A 20,003-nucleotide genomic window follows, 5' to 3' on the forward strand; every position below is an offset into this window, starting at 1 on the left:
CTCAGGTTGGCAAAAAGCTACCGCAGCCCGCAATTTGAATGAGTGGAGCGACGGCACCGCGCCACGCATCCATGGCTGCGACCTAGCTTTTCGGCGGCCCCGCGACCGACAGCAACAGCGTCTGCCAGGCGTGCAGGCTGGAACGCCGGTCAAGCCCACTCTCAATCAGGGCGCGCGCGTTGCGCCCTTTCTCCGCCAGGAGATCAGGCCGGCCGCGCCATTGGCGGACGGTCGCCGCGAAGCCCGCGCTGTCGCCGGGAACGATGACGGCCCCACAGTCGGAGCGGCGGACCAGGTCGGAAATCTCGCCGTCCGGCGCCATGACCGCAATCATCGGCTTTCCGGCCGCGGCGATACCGTAGAACTTGCTCGGCACGATCAGGCCTTCCAGGCGCGGATTGAGCGACAGCCAGTGAATATCCGGTACCGTCAGGGACTGCGGCAATGCGCCGGCATCCTGATAGGGCTGGAAGTAAAACATCGCTCCCAGCCCATGCTCGGCGACGGCCCGCTTGAGGCAAGGGGTCAGATAGCCATTTCCGATGAACAGGAAGGCGATCCCGGGCTCGTCCCGCAGCAGGCGGGCGGCACCGATGAGTGTGTCGATCTCATGCGCCCGGCCGAGATTGCCCGAATAGCCGATCACGAACTTGTCCTGCAGTCCCCAGTCACGGCGCAACCGACTGGGCTCCCCGCCAGCCGGCACGATGCTGCGGTCATCACACCAGTTGGAGATCGCCGTGACCTGGGCAGCCGGCACGCCAAATCCGGTGATCTTCGCCTTCATCCTCTCGCCGACCGACACGTTCATGACAGCATGGCGAAGGCTGGCGTTCCGCAGCCTGCGCAGGATACCTCCCAGCAACCCCTTGCCGGCCTTCAGGCCGAGCTCTGCCGCAACTTCCGGATAGACATCCTGCAGCCAGTTGACCTGCCTGAGGCGCCGCGCCAGGACGACAGGCAAGAGGGAGACACTCAGCAATGGCGGATCGGTCTTGACCACGACGATATCGCCGGCCCGCGCGCGCCGCCAGACCTCGACGGCCAGGGCCGCGTGAACGGCGAGCGCAACGCCGGCGCGCCGGAAGAGCGATGAGCTCGCCTCCGTCACCGGACCGACGCGGTGGATCGCAACACCGGGCAGGACCGCCTCGGGATCCAGCCTGCGGGTGGGTTCGTCATAACGGCCGGCACCGGTGAGGGCGATCACCTCCCAGCCCTGTTCGGCAAGGAAGCCCGCCAGATCCGACGCGATCTGGCTGGTCGCGGACGTGTCCGGATGGAAATAGCGGTTGACCAGAAAAACGCGGCGCTGTTTCGGAGCCATGCGGGGGCGCTGCCGTTCCGGTCAACGTCGATAGGTCGGGGGGGAGTGTTGTTCCGCCAAGCTCCGCGCCAGAGCTTTTCTGCCCCTGCGCGCGGCCATGGCGCGATTGAGCGCAGCACTTCCCCTCCGTTCGCCACCCAATACGAAGATCACGGTCATGACGGCAATCTTCAGGTCCAGGGCGAGGGATGCATTGTCGATGTAATACTCGTCGAGGGCGTCCTTCTCCTCGCTAGTGACGAGATTGCCGCCATTGACCTGGGCCCAGCCGCTGATGCCGGGCCGCACGGCAAGGCGGAGCCCGGGATTGGCCGGCTGGTCCGCCGGCAGAAGCGGACGCGGGCCGATCAGCGACATTTCACCCGTAATGACGTTCAACAATTGCGGAATCTCGTCGAGCCGCATCTTCCGGATGAACCGCCCGATCGGCGACAGACGCTCGGGCCCGGGAACCACATGCCCCTTGGCGTCGTAGGGAGCGTGATAGGTCCGGAACTTGTAGATGAAGAAATGCCGGCCTCCCCGTCCCGCCCGCTGCTGCCAGAAATGCAGGGGGCGTCCGACGTCGAACAATACGAGCGTGGCGACCAGCAGCCAGACGGGCGCCAGCAGCAGCATGAGGACAATCGAGGCCACGATGTCGATGGCACGCTTCACGCCGAAATAGCGCCGTAACACGGCCGCAGGCTGTGCCTGCGCATCCCGGGCCGCCAGCATGGGCAAGGCCGGTATCCCCGCAGTGCCTTTGGGCATGAGCTCCAGCGCCTGTGCCACGCTCTTGAGCGCGATGCCGCGGCGACCACACTCTTCCGTGACGAACCGGAGGCTGGCTGTCTCCAACTGGCCGGGCTCCATGGACAGCCACACCGCATCAATGGTCACGCCATGCAGGGCATATTCGTCGACGATGCGTCCGAGATCGCCCACGCGCCCGGCTACGCGCACACCGTTGAGCGAGCGTCCCGTCGCCGACGGTCCCTCGTCGAGGACGGACATGATCTGCGTGGTGACCGGCGCCTGGCTCTCGATGAGCTTGATCACGAGCCAGGCGAACTGATCCGTGCCGATCAGGATGACCTTGCGAAGATCGGTGATGTTGCGCTTGGCACTGACCCTGGCGCGCTCATGGGAAACGAGCCTCGAGAAGGCCCGCCCACCCACCAGGCCAGCGCCCAGGACGAGCGAGTAGATGATCGGGGTCGAGCGCGGGATGCCATCGAGTCGCGTGAGCACGAAAAGCACCAGGCCGCTGGCGCTGATGGTCAATGCAATCACCGCGCCGATCGCATAGAGGTCCGGCACCGAAAACGTGTTCCGGACGGCATCCCCGGCACGACAGATGAGCAAGGCCGGGATTGCAAATGCGATCGTAACAAAAACAAAAAGATAGGGGCCCGGAAGGTCGAATGGCACATTCGGCCAGGCAAGGAGGTCAATATCCCGCAACGCCAGCGTCAATATCGGTGCGGCAATCACCCACAATACGTCGAAAAGTGACAGACGTAATTTACGCGGACTATATGACGTCGGGATTCGGGACCGCATTCAACGCTCCTTACAAGCCCAGAATAAATATGACTGTAGCAACGTCAAGCTGCCAACCCGTAAACAGGGTTGCCAGTTCCGAGGCGGTCGCACCGAACCATTGTCGTTCCCCAATTGCGGTCGCAGGTCTTGTTGCCGCGTAATCGGCTTGCCGCTCCTCATGGTGTGGCACTCAAGAAGCGCCGGCCTGCCTCTTCCAGCACGACTGCGGTGAGACGCGAGGTTGCAAAGGCCCCCGTATCGACATTGATCCGATTGGCGTGCATTTCCGGCTCGGAGACGGGCGAATGACCGTGCACCACGATCTTGCCGAAGCTGCCGCCGAACTTCAGAAACTCGTCCCGGATCCACAAAAGGTCTTCGCCTGCCTGCCGGTCCAGGCCAATGCGCGGCTTCACCCCGGCATGGCAGAAGAAATAGTCACCACAACTATGGCTCAGGGGCATGTCTTCCAGGAATCGCCGATGGGCGGCGGGCAGCTTTCCGGCGAACTGCTCGCGGACCTGGCGATAGCCGCGCCCGCGCAGGGCTTCGCTGACATCGACCCCATAGGAGTGAAGCGTTTCCAGGCCGCCGAACTTGCGCCAGCGTTCGAGGACCGCGGGGTCATCGAGAAAGGACAGCAGCAGATCCTCATGATTGCCGCGCAGGGCCTTGATGGTCGCGCCGAAACGGCAGGAGGACAAATGCTCGATCACGCCGGCCGACTCGGGACCCCTGTCGACATAGTCCCCCAGGAAAACCACCAGAGGTTCGGTGATACCGCCATCGAGGTCGGCCAGGATCCGCTGTTCCATCCGCAGCAGCAGGTCCCGGCGGCCATGAATGTCACCAACGGCGTAAATTCTCGTTCCAGGCGGGACAGTTGACACGCCTTCTCCCTTTGGCAACGCCGCCATCCATGCCACGAATTATAATCAAATAGCACGAAGATTATGCCCGATGCTTGAGCTATCAACATCCTTCTTCATAGGTCGGACGAATTTGTTCATTAAGCAAACTAAATAAAGCGTAAGGCAGGCGGGAGAAATTATTGGACAAAAAAACACACTTACGCCTATCGTTACGTTGTTTACGTATCCGATCTCAGGCGCGAGGGGTTGTGGGTGTCGCGTATGGGTATTCAATCGAGGCCATTTTCGGCACTCATTGCGGTTTTCTGCCTGTTGCTCGCGTCCTGTGCAAACGACACGGTCGGCGTTGCCTCGAAAGCCGACCAGGAAGCCCTCATCCAGAAAGCAGCGGTCGCAGCCCCGAACATCCAGGCCGGCGACAAGATCCGGGTTACGGTCTTCGGGGAAGACCGTCTCACCGGAGAATATCAGGTCGATCCGGCCGGCTTCGTCTCCCTGCCGCTTGCCGGCACGGTGAAGGCAGCAGGCCTGAGCAAGCAGCAGATGGAAAGGACGCTCGCCTCCAAATTCAGCGGCGAGTATCTGCGTGATCCGAAGGTCACCGTGGACCTCGCCAGCTTCAGGCCCTTCTATATTCTGGGAGAGGTCAACAAGCCGGGAGAATATGACTATAAGAGCGGCCTGAATATCGTGAGCGCCCTGGCCGTGGCCGGCGGCACGACCTACAGGGCCAGCACATCCAACATCGATATTCAGCATGTCGGCGAAAACGGGTTCAAGAAATACCCGATTTCATCGAATATTCCCGTTCTGCCGGGCGATCTTATCCGCGTCCCCATGCGTTACTTCTAGTCGCTCGAACCCGAGAGCCAGGGGTATTCATGCAGCGCACAACGTCACTGGTTTTCCTGGCTTCGGTGGCGACGCTCGTTCCGGGCTTTGGCTTGCGGCATGCATCGGCGCTCGAGGCCACGCCCAGCCAGGCGACGGCCGAAACCCTGGGCATCACCGCCAGCCCGAATTTCGTCGAAGGACTGCCCTTCGGTGGCTGGCTGGTCTATCCATCCCTATTCCTCGGCGCGGTCTATAACGACAATATCGACGGCCAGGACCGAAACCGCCAATCATCCCTCGGGGTACAGATCCAACCGCGCCTGGACGCGGCATGGGAAGACGGCATTCATCGTCTTGCCGTCTATGCCAACGGCGATTTCCAGCTCTACCCGTCGCACCAGGACAGCAGCCGCATCACTGCCAAGGTCGGGGCGGCATGGACCTATTCGCCCCTGCCGGACCTCACCATCCGGCTTCACGGCGACTTCAGCCGCGCCAACGGCATGTTCAGCCCGGGGTTCTGGTCATCGCCCTACCAGACCTGGCAGCGCCCGGGCGCCGTCCTCACCGATTCCTCGGTTTTCACCAATACCTACGAAGCCGGCGTCGCGGTCGAAAAGAAGGTGACCGATCAGACCTCCATCCGCCTGTCCGGCGGCGTCATCTATGCCAGCTTCGATCGCCCCGACGACAAGGCCGCGGCAAGGAGTGGCTTCCCCACCCCGTTCAATGGCACGGACTATTATGTGGCGCTTCGTGCCACCACCATGCTGACCCCGCAGATCTATGCCTTCGTCGAGGGCGGCGCCGATTTCCATCGCTATGACAGGAAGGTCAAGGGCGACTCCGTCTACCATGTGACGACAGGCCTCGGCTCGGAGCTGATCCGGCTCGTGCGCGGCGAAATCTATGTGGGGTACCAGGCTCGCAGCGGATCGCGCAGCACCTCCGGCTCGACGAACCAGCCGGCGTTCGGCGGGCGGATTTCATACTATCCGACGCAATACCTCACCATTGCCGCTTCGGTCGATCAGTCGCTCTCCTTCTCGCAGACCCCCGTCCTGCTTCCCTCGGGCAATGGTGCTGTCACACAGGCCATGCAATCGGCTTCCGGCCGGACATTCCAGTCCCGGCTCCAGGTCGATTATGCCCTGTCGCAGCTCTGGTCCGCCTATGTCCAGGGCGGCTACGGCCAGACGCGCTATAGCGCCGTCTCCAATCTCACCAACACTCAGGTCTGGTCGGCCGGCGCCGGGCTTCGCTATGATCTATGGCGTAACATGGCGCTCACCGTCGAATACCAGTTCAACCGTTCCAGTTCGAAATACAGGCAAGCAGCGCTTTTCAATTCCGCCGCTTCATTCAACCAGAACGTCGTCTCACTCGGATTGACTTACCATTACTAGGGAGCCGAGAACCATGCTGGCGAGGCTCACGCTGCCAATTCTTGCCTGCTTGTGGCTCGCTACGGCTGCTCAGGCGCAATCGACCCAGGCGCCGGCCTGCGTTTCGGAAACGGACCCGCTTGGCTGCGAACAGGCACAGGAAAACCTGGCGCCGGAAATGCTCAGGCTGCTTTCGGCCTATCCCCATGGCGGGCAGGCCCTGGAGGGGACCGCCTATCGAATGGCCGTCGCCCAGCCTGAACAGGCCTTCGCGCTGATCGCCCTGGCCAACCGCTCCAATCCCGAGCAAATGGCGGCGATCGCCCGCGGCCTGCTGCATGCCTTCGACGAATTGACGGAATCCAGTCCGCAATGCCGGGCCGGATGCATGGACAGGCTGCAGAAGATCATGATGCTGCGCCGTCTCAAGCCGATGGCCGCCCGCTCTGCGAGCCGGGAGAAGTGCTCTTCGGGAAAGGCTGACGTCAAACCCTATCCACTGACCTGCGGCACACCCGTCAGGGCCGCAATGCAATGCGCCAACCAGACGCTCACCGCTCTCCTGACCGCACTTGCGCGCCAGCAATTCGCGGCGCTGGCGACGGCCTCGGGCGCCCCGAGGGGCTGTTTTGCGCCCGTCTATCAAAGTCCCCACAACGCCGCGGGCTGGACTTCGTCAGCCCCTACCGGCCTGCCGATAAGTCGAAATTGATGGTTGCCAGATTCGGTCATTTCCGCGAGCCTGAGCTCATGTTGTTCAGCAACGACGTGTCTGCAAATGCTGAGGCCGCCATCGAGGGGACGCAGGCCTGGAACAGCTCCCTGCGCCGGTTGCAATCATGAGCAGGGCCCTATCCAGTCTGCTTCAGGCCAATATGCGTGGGCAACGCTGGTATGTCGTGCAGACACGCGCCCGCTCGGAGGAGACCGCGCGCTTCAATCTGGAGAACCAGGGATTCGAGGTTTTCCTGCCGCGCACGCTTCGCACCGTCCTGCATGCGCGCAAGCGCCGGACCGCCTTTCACGCCCTCTTTCCAGGCTATCTGTTCGTACGCCTCGATCTGGAACGCGAACGCTGGCGCTCGATCAACGGCACCATCGGGGTGGTGCAGGTGGTGATGGGCTCCAATCTGCCGCTCCCGGTGCCCGAAGGCGTGGTCGAAACGATCCTGACCTATGTCGATGCCGAGGGCGTCGCCCGGCTCGACCGTGATCTTGCGCAAGGGCAGACGGTTCGCGTGACGCTGGGTCCATTTACTGAAAGCATCGGCCCGTTGATGCGCCTCGATCCCAATGAACGCGCCCGCGTTCTGCTGGAGATCATGGGCCGAGCTGTCGAGATCAATCTGCCACGGCGAGCGTTGGAGGCAGTTTGACGCCGGCCGGCTTTTGCCGGCCTCCAGATGTCGGACAGAGGGCGAGACAGACCGTTTCACCCTAACGGCGGTAGCATGGCAAAAACGGATATCGTTGCGATCGGGGCGAGTGGCATTGGCGAGCGGCACGCTTGCGGATGAGCGCCTGCGGTCTCGCGCAGAGACGAGGATGACGACAGGCGTTGTCGAGAAGCTTCTCTTGGCCGCTCTCATCCTCGGCCTTGCCTGGGCCCCGGCCTGGCTCGGCAGCAACCGCGCAATGGCTTGGGGCGTGAACGGCATCCTGTTCCCCGGACTGGTGATCGCCTACGAACTCAGCCGGATCGTCCTGGGCCGGCCTCATGCGGTAGCTGCCCGCTATCTTTCGGTCCCGATCGGCCTTTTCATTGGTGTCGTCGCCTGGATCCTCCTGCAGATTTCGCCATGGATGCCGCCCACCCTGGTTCATCCCATCTGGCCCCTGGCCGCCCAGGCGCTCGGCGAACCCGTCCCCGGCTCGATCAGTGTCGACCCCGGCGCGAGCGCGCTCGGGCTCCTTCGCCTGATCACCGATGCCAGCGTGTTCTGGCTGGCGCTCCAGCTTTGTCGCTCGGCGCCCCGCGCGCATCTGCTGCTCCATGCGATCATGGCCATCATCGCCGTCTATGCAGCGCTGGGGCTCTACCTTGCGGTCTTCGAGGCTTCGAGCATCCCCTATCTCGACGGTCCCGCACCCGGCCTGGTGCGATCGACCTTCATCAACCGCAACAGCCTGGCCGCCTATGCCGGCATCGGCGTCATCATCGCCTTGACCCTGTGGCTCAGGGCGCTAAGCGCCGCGTCCGCAACCGGTTCTCATCAGCCAGGCCGTTTCCTTCGACTGATCGCCCAGTTCCATTGGATCGAGATCGGGGCAGGATTGCTGGCGCTCGGCGCCCTCATGGCAACCGGTTCGCGTGGCGGCGTCATCGCTACGGCCGCAGGCCTTGCCTGCGTGCTGGTCCTGACGTTCCCGCGCTCGGACGGATCCATCCTCCAGCGGATTTCCGTGCTCCTCGTGCCGCTGCTGGCTTTAGGAGGCGCAGTCGTCTTCATGGGTGACGTCGTCTTCGGGCGTATCGCTGCCTCCGGCCTGACCGACACCAGCCGAGCGGCCGTCAACGACATCATGATCCGTTCCCTGCGGGATGCCCCACTGTCGGGTTTTGGCTACGGCACCTTTACCGATATTTTTCCCGTCTATCGCGATCAATCCATTTCGACGACGGGCGTGTGGGACAAGGCACACAACACCTATCTTGAGGTTTTGCAAGGACTTGGCCTCGTATTCGGAACCATGATGATAGCCTTGGTGGCCTGGCTTGTCGGACTTTGCGGGGTCGGTGCCTTCCGCCGGCGCCGGCATCGGGCTCCGCTGATCTGCGCCGTCGGCACCGGCATATTGCTGGGTGTGCATGCGCTCGTCGATTTCAGCCTGCAGATCCAGGCAATCTCGTTGACCTTTATGGCTTTGCTCGGCGCTGGCGTGTCCCAATGGGCCAGTTCCAGCGTGAACCTGTCGGATGGGACACTGTCATGAACTGCGGATGGATCCCTGATCACCATCGGAGCTGCGCCAGATGTTGAATCGTCTCGACACGAGCTTGCGCGGATTGGAGGACAGTGAAGCCCAGGGCGGCCGATTCGATATCCGTGACACCGTCAACTTCGTCTGGCGGCAATGGGCCTTCATCCTTGCCTGGACCATCCTGGCCGGATTGCTGGGGGCAATCTATATCGCCCGGCAAACGCCCCTCTATACGGCCACCACCCAATTGCTGCTGGACCCTCGCAAGGAAAAGGCTGCAGGCCCGGACTCCATCTACACCGACACCGCTCTCGATCTGTCCGTGGTCGAGAGTGAGATCGCTGTGATGCGCTCCACCGTTCTGCTCAAGCGCGTGGTGCTCAAGGAAGGCCTGCTCGGCGGCAGCGGCACCCCCGCCCAGCCGCCCCAGACCAATGCCGGCTCAACATCGGCACAGCCGGCTCCTGGCGGCGAGTCCGACGACGCGATGTCGCCGGCCATGGTCGCCGCGGTTGAAGGCCTCAAGAATGCGGTGGTGATTTCGCGGGCCGGCCAGGCCTATGTGATCAACGTTTCCTATACGTCGGACAGCTCGGCCAGGGCCATGCAATTGGCCAATGCAATTGCCGATGCCTATGTGGTCGACAAGCTCGACGCCCGCTTCGAAGCGGCCAAGCGCGCCTCGAACTGGCTGAACGACCGCCTGGTGGAGTTGCGTCAGCAATTGCGCCTCTCCGAGGAAGCGGTGACCAAGTTCCGGGCCGACAACAATCTCGCGCAGGCCGTGCCCGGTGCGTCGCTCAACCAGGAGCAACTCACGCAATTGAACGGCCGGCTGGTGGCGGCGCGCGCCGATACGGCGGAAAGAAAGTCGCATCTGGATCTGTTGACCAAGATCCAGGCCGAGCGCGGCAAGCTCGACGCTCTGCCCGAGGCGGCGAGTTCCGGTGTCCTGGCCGATCTTCGGCGCCAGGAAAACGATCTGTCCCGCCAGGAGGCGGACTTGCTGGCGCGCTATACCGGTGCCCATCCCCAAGTCGTGAACGTCCGTGCCCAATTATCCGATGTTCGCCGCAGCATCGCCAACACTCTGCGCCAGATCGCCAGCGACGTCAGGAACAACTACAATCTTGCCCTGGCCCGCCAGGACGCGGCCGAGCAGGCCTTGAAGGAAGCCTCCGGGCAATCCGACCTCGACGCCTCCAAGGCGATCACCCTGCGCGAACTCGAGCGAACCGCCGCCGTCAACAAGAGCCTGTTCGAGGATTTCCTGCAGCGCGCGCGCCTCACCCAGGAACAATCGACCTTCGAGGCGCGCGACGCACGGATCATCACGCCCGCGGTGGCACCCGGCATCCCCTCCTCCCCCAAGCGCACCCAGATCATCCTGACATCGCTCATTCTCGGGCTTATCGTCGGCATCGGGGCGGCTTATCTGAGGGAAGCCCTGAACGCCGGCTTCACCACGCCGCGCGAGATCGAAACGTTGCTCGAAATGCCGCTGCTCGCTTCGATCTCCCGCTTCTCGCCCCGCACCAAGGACGAGAATGGCCGGCTGCTCAGCCTGCCCGAATATCCCCTGCGAATGCCTTTGGCACGCAGCTCGGAGGCGATACGCTCGCTGCGCAGCGCCGTGCAGATGAGCAATGTCGATCATCCCCCCAAGGTGGTGCAGGTGACGTCCACCCTGCCGGGCGAAGGCAAGACGACGATCGCTTTGATGATGGCGACCTCGGCGGCCCAGTCCGGCCAGAACGTGCTTTTCATCGATTGTGACCTGCGCCATCCCTCGGCTTCCTCGCAATTGAGGAAGGAGAAGGCGCCCGGCCTGATCGAATGCCTGCTGGGTGAAATCGAGCTCGAACAGGCGCTCTTCTACAGCGAGAGATACCGGATCTGGGCGCTTTCCGCTGGTGGCGAGAGCAAGAACCAGCCTGATCTCCTGGCCTCCGAGCGCATGAAGGCGCTGATGGCAAAGGTGCGCAGCCGGTTCGACGTGGTGATCGTGGATACGCCGCCCATGGGGCCGGTGATCGATCCTGTCATCGTGTCCAATCTGGTCGACAAGGTGATCTATATCGTGCGCTGGGCCGCGACAGCCCGCGAAATGGTGCAGCAATCGCTACGCCAGATCGCCGGCCAGAAGAAGGTGGCCGGCATCGTGTTCAACCACATCATGGACGACAAGGCCAAGAAATATGGCCGCTTTGCCTATGGCTACTATTATGGCAGCCGCTACTACCGGAAATATTACGAGAAATGAGCGGTCAGCTGATGCGAACAGGCACGGCGATTCTTTGCATAGCCGTGGCCGGCTTTGCGGTCTGGCGCTCGGTCCCGGTCCTCGGTTATGCGCTCGCCGAGCGCCAGGCCGAAGAAACTGGCGACATGGCCTCTCTCCGACCCTTTGCAGCGACACTGGAAACCGGTGCCCTGGCTGAAGCTGCCATGCAATCCGCCATCACGCAGACCCAGTCCACCGGAACGATCGAGGACACCGTCCGCCTGCTGAAGCGCCAGCCTCTGTCGAGCAGTGCCTGGCTCGATCTGGCTACCGCCCGGCTTGCCGCCGGAAAGGGCATGGAGGAGGTCGAGCAGGCCCTGCGCCTGTCGGCACTCACAGGACCGAATGAATCGGTACCGATGGCGAGCCGTGCCCTCTTTGCCTTGCCGCTATGGACCGCCCTGCCCGACGACCTCCGCCGCCGCACAGCGCAGGATATCGCCGGCGGCTGGGATCGCCTGGAGGCTTCGGACAAGCTCGTCATGCGCCTGGCTCTGTCGAATACTCCCGCCATCCGTACCGAGCTCACCGCCCTGCTCCGTCAGGCGGACAGCATGAGCCAAGCAAGACTCGACGATCTCGGCCTCGGTCCAGCCCAGCCGGAAGGCTCGATGCCATGATATCGGCAGGCCTTAACGCCAGCCAATGGCAGCCTGCCTGATGTGCGGCATCGCGGGCATCTTTGCCTATCACTATGCGGCGAACGCCATCAGCCGCCCGGAACTGGGCGCCATGAGCCGTCACATGGCCCAGCGCGGGCCCGATGCCAGTGGTGAATGGTTCGATCCGGCGGAACGACTGGGCCTGGCCCATCGCCGCTTGGCGATCATCGATCTCGCGGATCGTGCCTTGCAGCCAATGGCGAGCGCCGATGGCCGTCATGTCATCGTCTTCAACGGCGAAATCTACAATCACCTCGCCTTGCGCGAAGGCTTGCAAAAGGAAGGCGCCGAATTCAGGGCCTGGTCCGACACCGAGGTGCTGCTGCATCTTTACGCCCGCTACGGCGAGGGGATGGTCACGCGGCTGCGCGGCATGTTTGCCTTCGCCATCTACGATACGACCGCCCGTACCCTGTTCCTGGCGCGCGATCCCTATGGCATCAAACCGCTTTATTACAGCGATGACGGCTGGGTCTTCCGCTTCGCCAGCCAGGTGAAGACCTTGATTGCCGGAGGCGGCATCTCTCGCGACCGCGACCCGGCCGGCGACGTCGGCTTCTACCTTTTCGGCAGCGTGCCGGAGCCCTTCACCTGCTTCCGCGCGGTTCGAGCCCTGCCGGCGGGCTCGACGATGCTGGTCGACCGGGCCGGCGCACAGGTGCCGCGCAACTATCACCATGTCGCGTCCGTCTATGGCGCCGCACAGCAAAGCCTGGAGGCAGGGCGCGACAGCCCAGCAGCCTTTGCCGGCATTGCCCTGGACTCCGTGCGGCACCATCTGGCCGGGGATGTCGAGGTCGGTGCCTTTCTTTCGGCCGGCGTCGACTCCGGCGCCCTGGTCGGCCTCATGCGCGATGCCGGTGCCGGGCAGGTCAAAACCATCACCATCGGATTTGAGGAATTCGCCGACACGCCGGCGGACGAAACGTCTCCGGCCGCCGACACCGCCCGCTTCTACGGCACCCACCATGTTACGCGCATGATCACCAGAAGCGAGTTCGAGACTGATCTGCCGCGTTTCTTCGAGGCCATGGACCAGCCCAGCATCGATGGCCTCAACATCTGGTTCGCCGCCAAGACGGCCCGCGAGCTTGGCCTCAAGGCGGTGCTGTCGGGGTTGGGCGGCGACGAGCTTCTGGGCGGCTACCCTTCCTTCCGGGACATTCCCCGCTGGGTGAGGACCCTGCGGGTTCCTTCACGCGTTCCGCTTCTCGGCACGAGCCTGCGCCGTCTGGGAAGACCTTTCGTCGAGCGGCTGCGCCTTCATCCCAAGCTCGCCGGCCTGCCTGAATATGGCGGATCCTATGCCGGCGCCTATCTGCTCAAGCGCGGGCTCTATTTGCCCTGGGAACTGGGCGAGGTGCTCGACCGCGACACCGTCGAGGTAGGCCTGCGCCGTCTGGGACCGCTGAAGCTGATCAACGCCCAGCTGCACGGACAGCCGAAGGATCCCTTCGCCCGAGTCGCAGCGCTGGAGTCGAGCCTCTATCTGCGTAACCAGTTGCTCCGCGATGCCGATTGGGCCGGCATGGCGCACTCGGTCGAGATCAGGACGCCCCTGGTCGACAGCGAAGTGCTCGAGCGCTCGGCCCGGCTCGATCTGAGGGGCGTTGCGGGCAAGACGGCGCTTGCCCAGGCACCGGCAAAGATCTTGCCGCAATCTGTGCTCGATCGCCCCAAGACCGGTTTCGCCCTTCCGATCGCACAGTGGTTGCAGGCGTCCTCTCTCGGTTCCATGCCCGTTCCACGCAAGCCAACCCAGCATGGCTGGGCACGCGACTGGAGCCGCATCGTCCATCGCCAGTTCGCATGACATGGCGCCGCGGCGGCTGACAATATTGGCCTTGCTCTCCGATGGCTGGGGCATGCCGGGCGGCATTGCCCGCTACAACAGGGATTTCCTTACCGCTCTGGCTGCAAGTACCAGCGTCGGGGATATCGTCGTCCTGCCCCGGTCGGCCGGCACCTCGACGGACCTGCCCGCTCATGTCGTTCAACTAGCACCCCGGACGAGCCGGTTGGCCTATAGTGTGACAGCGTTCAGGCAGTTGACCTCGCATCGCTATGATCTGATCTTTTGCGGCCACCTCTTCATGGCGCCGCTCGCGGCCGTACTCTCCAGGCTGGCACGGACGCCGCTCTGGCTGCAGCTGCACGGCATCGAGAGCTGGGCCAGGCCGAACCTCGCCATCCGTCAGGCCGTGCAGCAGGCCCGATTGATCACCGCGGTCAGCCGGGCGACCCGAAATCGTGCCCTCACCTGGAGCGACATCGAACCGGAGCGCCTGCGCGTCTTGCCGAATACGGTCGACGAGCGCTTCTCGCCCGGCGCGCCGCCTGCCGGTCTCACCGATCGCCTCGGCACGCGGGGACGCAAGGTGATCCTCACCGTGGGCCGCCTGTCCTCGCAGGAGCGCTACAAGGGCCATGACCGTGTCATCGAGGCCCTGCCTTGGATCAGAAGCCGCTATCCGGACATACTCTACCTCATCGCCGGCGACGGAGACGATCGCGACCGTCTCGTCGGGATCGGGCAGCGGCTGGGGGTATCGGAGCTGATCCGCTTCACCGGGCCGGTTTCTCAGGCCGAATTGCCGGACATCTATCGCCTGGCCGATGTCTTCGCCATGCCGAGCACGGGAGAGGGCTTCGGCATCGTCTTTCTGGAGGCGGCCGCGGCGGGACTGCCGATCGTCGCAGCCAAGGGCGATGGCAGCACCGATGCCCTGGCGGAGGGAGAACTCGGCACGCTCGTCGACGCTAGCGCCCCCCAAAACCTCGCCGAGGCGATCATCGCCTGTCTCGATCAAGGCAGGCCCACGGCGGAGCACCCCAGTCGTTTTGCCTTCCCGCATTTCGCCGCACAGGTCGACCATCTTGTATCAAGCCGATTCTGATCCAATTAGGGGCAACCAGCCTCCGCCGGAGCCAACCCCGGCGGTCACGCTCATCGTTCCAGACCGGCTATGGCGTTTCACCGACCTTTACGAGATCTGGCGTTATCGCGACCTCGCCTGGGTGCTGACGGAGCGCGATATCAAAGTCCGCTATAAGCAGACCGTGCTGGGCTTCGCCTGGGCGATCATCCAGCCACTCTTGCTGATGCTGATCTTCTCGGTGCTGTTCGGGCATCTCGCCAAGATTCCCACCGACGGTTCGCCCTATCCGATCTTCGTCTATGCGGGCCTGCTGCCCTGGGTTTTCTTCTCCAACGCCCTGACCGCTGCGGCAGGATCGCTGGTCGGATCCGTCAATTTGATCAGCAAGGTCTACTTCCCGCGCCTGATCATCCCGCTCGCCTCCACGGGGGCCGGCCTCGTCGACTTCCTGGTCACGACCGCGCTCTTGCTGGTGATGATGCTGATCTATGGTGTCGGCTGGAGCATCAACCTTCTCGTGGCTCCTCTCCTGATGGCCGGGGTCATTCTCTGCGCATTGGGCATCGGCACCGGGCTTTCGGCACTCACGGCCACCTATCGCGATTTCCGCTTCGTCGTTCCCTTCCTGTTGCAGTTCTGGATGTTCGCCACCCCGGTCGTCTATCCGGCCAGCCTGGTGCCCGAAGCCTGGCGCTGGCTGTTGTTCCTCAACCCCATGGCCGGGCTGGTGGAAGGTTTTCGCTCGGCGTTTCTCGGGCATCCTTTCGATTGGCTGTCGATCGGCCTCTCGCTGCTCCTATCGCTCGGGCTCTTCGTCCTCGGCGTGTGGTATTTCGAACGGGTGGAGAGGCGCTTTGCGGATATCCTCTGACGTCCAACGAAGAGCTCGTTCACGATGAGTGCGCCGAGCATCCGCGCCCGCGGGGTCAGCAAGGAATATGTCAGGGGCGGTCACAATCCGTCCCTGCGTACCTTTCGGGAGGCACTGGTCGGCATCGTCACCGGGCGTTTTCGTCCCTCGGCAAGGTCGGCCATCGAGGACGACCGCTTCCTTGCCCTGTCCGATGTCTCATTCGACGTGCATCCCGGCGAGGTGATGGGGATCATCGGGCGGAACGGGGCCGGAAAATCCACGCTGCTCAAGATCCTCTCGCGCATCACGGCACCGACGACGGGCCGTATCGAAGTAAGAGGCCGGATTGCCAGTCTCCTGGAAGTTGGCACCGGCTTTCATCCCGAGCTGACGGGACGGGAGAATATCCGGCTGAACGGCGCCATCATCGGCATGACCAGCAGTGAGGTCGCCCGCAAATTCGATCGGATTGTTGCCTTTTCCGAGGTGGAGAAATTCATCGATACGCCGATCAAGCACTATTCCAGCGGCATGTATACGCGCCTGGCCTTCGCCGTTGCGGCGCATCTCGAGCCGGAAATCCTGATCGTGGACGAGGTCCTCGCCGTCGGTGATGCGGAATTCCAGAAGAAATGCCTTGGCAAGATGAACGAGATCGCGGGCCAGGGCCGGACGGTTTTCCTCGTCAGCCACAATCTCAGCGCCATCGGCGCCCTATGTCAGAATGCCATCCTGCTTGACGGCGGGCGCATTCTTCACCACGGCGCCGCTGCCGAGACCATTGCGCGCTATTCCGCTCTTTTTCGGGGCGACGATGGTGTGGTGGTCGAGGACCGGCCACCCTTGGGGCCGCATATCGCCAGAGCCACCCTGGCCGCCAACCAGATCCTGTTCGGCGAGAAGCTCGCGGTCACCTGCATGATTCAATCCCCGGATCGGCGGCGCGCGGCGATCGAAATCGAAATCCATGACGGATTGGGGCGCAAGCTGATCTATTCATCGACAGCACCAATGCATGGCCAGGAATTCGACATTTACCCCGGCACCAATCGCGTGTTCCTGGAGATTGGCGCCCTGCCGCTGGCACGGGGAAGCTACGAGCTGCATCTGTGGCTGTCGAAGCCTTGGGTCGAGGAGTTTCATCGCCTGTCCCAGCCCATCTGCTTCGATGTCGTGCAATCCGATCCGGGGCATGCGGGCTTCGATTTCCAGCAATCCTATGAACGCGGATGCGTGGCCGTGCCGATCACCTTTGAAAGGCAGGAATGAACGCGGCATCATCCCTACCGCTGCACGCCCGGCTTCTGCGCCGCTACTGGCACATGCCGGACCATCCCATGAAGCTTCGGCTTTACGACTGGCTGCGCGCCAGCCGGCCCTTTCGCCATGTCGTCGCCCGCTTTGCCTTCGGGACGTTCAAGCTGGACCTTGTCGACTATGTGCAGCATGCCATGTTCTTGCACGGCTCCTACGAACCCAAAAGCCTGGCTCTGTTTCAATCCCTCATCGGGAGCGGGGAAACGGTGATCGACCTCGGCGCCAATGTGGGCCAATACAGTATTGCCGCCGCACGCATGGTGGGACCGGCCGGACGTGTGATCGCCATCGAGCCCCACCCCGGGGTTTGCTTCCGGCTTCTCGACAATATCAGGCTGAGCAAGGTCGAGGATCGGGTCTTGCCGGTAACCTCACCACTTGCCGATGCGACCGGCTTCATCGAATTCGGCCTTCCGGAAGCAGGAGCGCTTGGCACCATGAGGCCCAGAAGACCGGATGAAACGCGGCGCCTCCTCACCATGGCCGTCACGATCGCTGAACTCGCCGACCGCTTGGATATCGCGGCCGCCGCCGTGATGAAGATCGATATCGAGGGCTATGATCTTGCCATCATCGACGACATGTTCCGCAATTCCGTCCTTCGGCCGCGGCATATCCTGTTCGAGTACCTTCCCTCCCGCTTTGACTATGCGATCGCGGCCAGCCACCTCACAGCGTATTTTTCTGATTTCGGCTACGAACTGCTGACAATCGACGGGATTCGCTATTCGCCCGAACAGGACGTTCCAGAGGAGAATCTGTGGGCGCGACGGATATCCGCTTGAAGCAGATGTCTTCGCCGGCACTCGTCTCCGTGGTGGTGCCGACCTTCCGGCGTGTCGAGCGGCTGCCCAGCCTGCTCGCGAAATTATCGGTGATCGACCAGGCCTGCGATCTCGACGTAGCCATCGTCGACCAGACGCCCGGCGCCGACCTTTCGAAGTTGCAGGGCTTTTCGGAGCATTTCGCTTGCCTGCGCTTCATCAGTCTTGCTCAGGCCAATGTTTCCAGGGCCCGAAATATCGGCGCGAATGCAGCGTCCTGCGACATCCTGCTGTTCCTGGATGACGATATGGAACTCGAAAGATCCTACATTCCACGCCTGCTTTCGCTGATGCGCGAGAAGCCTCAGGCAGCGTGGGGCGCGACTTGGCCCCAGCAGGGCGCGATAGGGCGCGCGGATGGCAACCCTTTGAACGGGCGCGATGGTGATCCATTGATCTTTCTGCCCACCTGCGCGCTGGCCATGCACAAACAGGATTTCATGGCGGCGGGCGGCTTCGACGAGCGCCTCGACCGCAATTTCGAGGATGCCGAATTCTCCCACCGCCTCAAGCAGCAGGGGTTGCGCCTCGTCCGTCACCCCGATCTGCAGGCTCAGCATCACAACCGGCAGGAAAACGGCACCTGGTATCGCCGCTCGCTGATGGAGGCAGCCGCGCGCCTGATGCGGCAGACGGCCTATTTCCGCCGCAAGACCGGCCGTAGCTGGCCGGGCGTCTTGCTGGCTTTGCTGCGGGTGATTGCGAGCGAAGCGCGACACCCGGGCTATCTGCGCGGCGGTACCCCTCTTGCAAGGGCCCTGACCCTGGGGCTTTCGCTTCCTGCGGCCGTAATCTATGCCGCGCGGCCGCCTCTTCTTATCCGTCGACCCGACACCGCCGGGAAGCCTTGCTGACATGCCGCCGTTCCTGCCAGGCGTTGCCGTCGTCATCCCCTGCTACAATGCCGGCCTCACCTTGGCGCAAACGCTCGAAAGTGCCATCGGCCAGCCCGGCCTCGCCGAACTCGTGGTCATCGACGATGGTTCGACCGACGGTTCGGCCGAGATCGCCCGGCGCTATCTGCCTGCCGATCGCGTCATCGAGGGCCCCAATCGCGGCGTCTCGGCGGCGCGCAATCGCGGCATCACCGAAACCCGCTCGGAATGGCTGCTCTTCCTCGATGCGGACGACCTGCTCACGCCGGGCACGATCGAACGGCGCCTTGCCGTGACGGAGAGCGCCGATGTGGTCGCCTGCGACTATCAGGAGTTCAGCACGGACGAGCAGGGTGCTCCCCTCCTCTCGCAAATCCGCGGCATCGACTGGCCGGCGCTGCGGCAGGACGCGGAAAGAGCGATCGCCAGCCACGTCTGGATCACCACCGGCGCCCTGCTCTATCGGCGAGAACTGGTCGAGACGATCGGCGGCTTTCGCCCCGATCTGCCGGTGATCCAGGACGCCCGCTTCCTGTTCGACGCTGCATTCCGTGGCGGGCGCTTCGTGCCCAGTGCCCATATTGGCGCCCACTACCGCATCGCGGCACAAAGCCTGTCGCGGAGCGATCCCGCGCGGTTCTGGCGCGACGTGCTCCGCAACGGCCGGCAGATCGAAGCCCTATGGCGCGAGCGCGGCACCCTGACTTCCGATCGCATCGCCACGCTGCGCGACCTCTACGACAATGCCGGCCGTGGCCTGCTGCGCTGCGAGGACCAGGGCTTTTTCGAGGCGAGTGCCGCGGGCCGCACACTCGGCCTGCGCCAATCGCGACATGCGCGTATCGCAACGCCGCTCGCCCGCCTGCTGGGGCTGCGCGTCGCGCACGGCCTGCTGTCCATGATGGGGCGGCCATGAACGAGGCGCCAGCCGATGTCGTCATGGCGACCGCCTGGTATCCGCCTTACGATCTCGGCGGTACCGAGGTCTATCTGGAAGGGCTGGTGCAGGAACTCTCCCTCAGGGGCCTGACATGCGCCGTGCTGGTGCCGCGGGCAGCCGGGGCGCCGGATCGCTACGAGCATCGCGGCACGACGGTATGGACCTATCCGGTCGAGCTGCCCCAGACGAGGCGGGCGGGCGGCAGCACGCGCAGGCACGGCCGGTTCGACCGTTTCGAAGCCTTGCTGCGCCAGAATCCCCGCGCCATCTATCACCAGCATTCCTGGACGACGGGATGCGGTCTCGACCATCTGCGCGCCGCCCGCGCACAGGGGCTGAGAACCGTCCTGACCCTTCATGTTGCCGGAGCCGTGTGCCTGCGTGGTACCTTGCTTCGCTTCGGAGAGACCCCTTGCGACGGCCTCGTCGAGGAGACCCGCTGCGGCGCCTGCTGGGCCGAGAGCCGCGGCGCCCCGCGCGCCGCCGCCTGGGCGGTCGGCCG

General features: G+C 63.5%; 18 protein-coding genes. 15 read left to right on the forward strand and 3 right to left on the reverse strand.

Annotated features, from left to right (window positions below; genetic code table 11):
* Positions 1 to 82: 82 nt before the first annotated feature.
* The 3 genes from QM672_RS24115 to QM672_RS24125 form a co-directional block, all read right to left on the reverse strand.
* The gene (locus QM672_RS24115) at positions 83 to 1,327 is read right to left on the reverse strand and encodes a glycosyltransferase family 4 protein (RefSeq protein ID WP_415085659.1); all 1,245 of its coding nucleotides are present in this window, start codon (positions 1,325 to 1,327) and stop codon (positions 83 to 85) included.
* Positions 1,328 to 1,348: 21 nt separating this feature from the next.
* On the reverse strand, positions 1,349 to 2,629 hold the full coding sequence (locus QM672_RS24120) for a sugar transferase (RefSeq protein ID WP_415085661.1): 1,281 nt from the start codon (positions 2,627 to 2,629) through the stop codon (positions 1,349 to 1,351).
* 401 nt (positions 2,630 to 3,030) lie between these two features.
* Positions 3,031 to 3,771 carry a metallophosphoesterase family protein gene (locus tag QM672_RS24125; protein ID WP_415085663.1) on the reverse strand — a complete coding sequence of 247 codons (741 nt, stop codon included), beginning with the start codon at positions 3,769 to 3,771 and terminating at the stop codon, positions 3,031 to 3,033.
* Between the two features lie 216 nt (positions 3,772 to 3,987).
* Between QM672_RS24125 and QM672_RS24130 the strand changes: the two genes are divergently transcribed.
* The 15 genes from QM672_RS24130 to QM672_RS24200 all read left to right on the forward strand — a co-directional run.
* Positions 3,988 to 4,578 carry a polysaccharide biosynthesis/export family protein gene (locus QM672_RS24130; RefSeq protein WP_311936635.1) on the forward strand — a complete coding sequence of 197 codons (591 nt, stop codon included), beginning with the start codon at positions 3,988 to 3,990 and terminating at the stop codon, positions 4,576 to 4,578.
* A gap of 29 nt (positions 4,579 to 4,607) precedes the next feature.
* Positions 4,608 to 5,966, forward strand: a complete 1,359-nt coding sequence (locus QM672_RS24135; RefSeq protein ID WP_415085665.1) for an outer membrane beta-barrel protein — start codon at positions 4,608 to 4,610, stop codon at positions 5,964 to 5,966.
* Positions 5,967 to 5,979: 13 nt separating this feature from the next.
* On the forward strand, positions 5,980 to 6,657 hold the full coding sequence (locus QM672_RS24140; RefSeq protein WP_311936641.1) for a hypothetical protein: 678 nt from the start codon (positions 5,980 to 5,982) through the stop codon (positions 6,655 to 6,657).
* Between the two features lie 127 nt (positions 6,658 to 6,784).
* Positions 6,785 to 7,321 carry a transcriptional activator RfaH gene (locus QM672_RS24145; RefSeq protein ID WP_311936644.1) on the forward strand — a complete coding sequence of 179 codons (537 nt, stop codon included), beginning with the start codon at positions 6,785 to 6,787 and terminating at the stop codon, positions 7,319 to 7,321.
* A gap of 169 nt (positions 7,322 to 7,490) precedes the next feature.
* Entirely contained in the window at positions 7,491 to 8,879 is a 1,389-nt protein-coding gene (locus QM672_RS24150; protein ID WP_415085668.1) for an O-antigen ligase family protein, read from the forward strand.
* Between the two features lie 40 nt (positions 8,880 to 8,919).
* The gene (locus QM672_RS24155) at positions 8,920 to 11,130 is read left to right on the forward strand and encodes a polysaccharide biosynthesis tyrosine autokinase (protein WP_311936649.1); all 2,211 of its coding nucleotides are present in this window, start codon (positions 8,920 to 8,922) and stop codon (positions 11,128 to 11,130) included.
* On the forward strand, positions 11,127 to 11,771 hold the full coding sequence (locus QM672_RS24160; protein WP_415085670.1) for a hypothetical protein: 645 nt from the start codon (positions 11,127 to 11,129) through the stop codon (positions 11,769 to 11,771). Before QM672_RS24155 ends, QM672_RS24160 begins: the two co-directional genes overlap by 4 nt.
* Before the next feature lie 40 nt (positions 11,772 to 11,811).
* Complete coding sequence (gene asnB / locus QM672_RS24165; protein ID WP_415085672.1) at positions 11,812 to 13,626, forward strand: asparagine synthase (glutamine-hydrolyzing); 1,815 nt, start codon at positions 11,812 to 11,814, stop codon at positions 13,624 to 13,626.
* A 25-nt stretch (positions 13,627 to 13,651) separates the two neighbouring features.
* Complete coding sequence (locus tag QM672_RS24170; RefSeq protein WP_415085674.1) at positions 13,652 to 14,710, forward strand: glycosyltransferase family 4 protein; 1,059 nt, start codon at positions 13,652 to 13,654, stop codon at positions 14,708 to 14,710.
* Positions 14,691 to 15,563 carry an ABC transporter permease gene (locus QM672_RS24175; RefSeq protein WP_415085676.1) on the forward strand — a complete coding sequence of 291 codons (873 nt, stop codon included), beginning with the start codon at positions 14,691 to 14,693 and terminating at the stop codon, positions 15,561 to 15,563. Before QM672_RS24170 ends, QM672_RS24175 begins: the two co-directional genes overlap by 20 nt.
* A gap of 24 nt (positions 15,564 to 15,587) precedes the next feature.
* Positions 15,588 to 16,814, forward strand: coding sequence for an ABC transporter ATP-binding protein (locus QM672_RS24180; RefSeq protein WP_415085678.1), 1,227 nt, complete (start codon positions 15,588 to 15,590; stop codon positions 16,812 to 16,814).
* A gap of 182 nt (positions 16,815 to 16,996) precedes the next feature.
* Positions 16,997 to 17,647: an FkbM family methyltransferase gene (locus tag QM672_RS24185; RefSeq protein ID WP_415085680.1), complete on the forward strand. Its 651-nt coding sequence runs from the start codon at positions 16,997 to 16,999 to the stop codon at positions 17,645 to 17,647.
* A gap of 5 nt (positions 17,648 to 17,652) precedes the next feature.
* Positions 17,653 to 18,540 carry a glycosyltransferase family 2 protein gene (locus QM672_RS24190; protein WP_415085687.1) on the forward strand — a complete coding sequence of 296 codons (888 nt, stop codon included), beginning with the start codon at positions 17,653 to 17,655 and terminating at the stop codon, positions 18,538 to 18,540.
* 1 nt (position 18,541) lies between these two features.
* Positions 18,542 to 19,477, forward strand: coding sequence for a glycosyltransferase family 2 protein (locus QM672_RS24195; RefSeq protein ID WP_311936670.1), 936 nt, complete (start codon positions 18,542 to 18,544; stop codon positions 19,475 to 19,477).
* Positions 19,474 to 20,003: glycosyltransferase (locus QM672_RS24200; RefSeq protein WP_415085683.1), on the forward strand; the 530-nt coding region annotated here is incomplete at its 3' end. The genes QM672_RS24195 and QM672_RS24200, both read left to right, overlap by 4 nt.

It is taken from the genome of Labrys sp. (in: a-proteobacteria) (assembly GCF_047605565.1).
In the GTDB taxonomy this organism is placed as follows: Bacteria; Pseudomonadota; Alphaproteobacteria; order Rhizobiales; family Labraceae; genus Labrys; species Labrys neptuniae.

Coding starts and splice junctions, on each gene's coding strand:
- QM672_RS24115 (WP_415085659.1), bottom strand. CDS start 1,327: ATGGCTCCGAAACAGCGCCGCGTTTTTCTGGTCAACCGCTATTTCCAT.
- QM672_RS24180 (WP_415085678.1), top strand. CDS start 15,588: ATGAGTGCGCCGAGCATCCGCGCCCGCGGGGTCAGCAAGGAATATGTC.
- QM672_RS24190 (WP_415085687.1), top strand. CDS start 17,653: ATGTCTTCGCCGGCACTCGTCTCCGTGGTGGTGCCGACCTTCCGGCGT.
- QM672_RS24125 (WP_415085663.1), bottom strand. CDS start 3,771: ATGGCGGCGTTGCCAAAGGGAGAAGGCGTGTCAACTGTCCCGCCTGGA.
- QM672_RS24155 (WP_311936649.1), top strand. CDS start 8,920: ATGTTGAATCGTCTCGACACGAGCTTGCGCGGATTGGAGGACAGTGAA.
- asnB (WP_415085672.1), top strand. CDS start 11,812: ATGTGCGGCATCGCGGGCATCTTTGCCTATCACTATGCGGCGAACGCC.
- QM672_RS24160 (WP_415085670.1), top strand. CDS start 11,127: ATGAGCGGTCAGCTGATGCGAACAGGCACGGCGATTCTTTGCATAGCC.
- QM672_RS24130 (WP_311936635.1), top strand. CDS start 3,988: ATGGGTATTCAATCGAGGCCATTTTCGGCACTCATTGCGGTTTTCTGC.
- QM672_RS24140 (WP_311936641.1), top strand. CDS start 5,980: ATGCTGGCGAGGCTCACGCTGCCAATTCTTGCCTGCTTGTGGCTCGCT.
- QM672_RS24135 (WP_415085665.1), top strand. CDS start 4,608: ATGCAGCGCACAACGTCACTGGTTTTCCTGGCTTCGGTGGCGACGCTC.
- QM672_RS24195 (WP_311936670.1), top strand. CDS start 18,542: ATGCCGCCGTTCCTGCCAGGCGTTGCCGTCGTCATCCCCTGCTACAAT.
- QM672_RS24150 (WP_415085668.1), top strand. CDS start 7,491: ATGACGACAGGCGTTGTCGAGAAGCTTCTCTTGGCCGCTCTCATCCTC.
- QM672_RS24145 (WP_311936644.1), top strand. CDS start 6,785: ATGAGCAGGGCCCTATCCAGTCTGCTTCAGGCCAATATGCGTGGGCAA.
- QM672_RS24185 (WP_415085680.1), top strand. CDS start 16,997: ATGTTCTTGCACGGCTCCTACGAACCCAAAAGCCTGGCTCTGTTTCAA.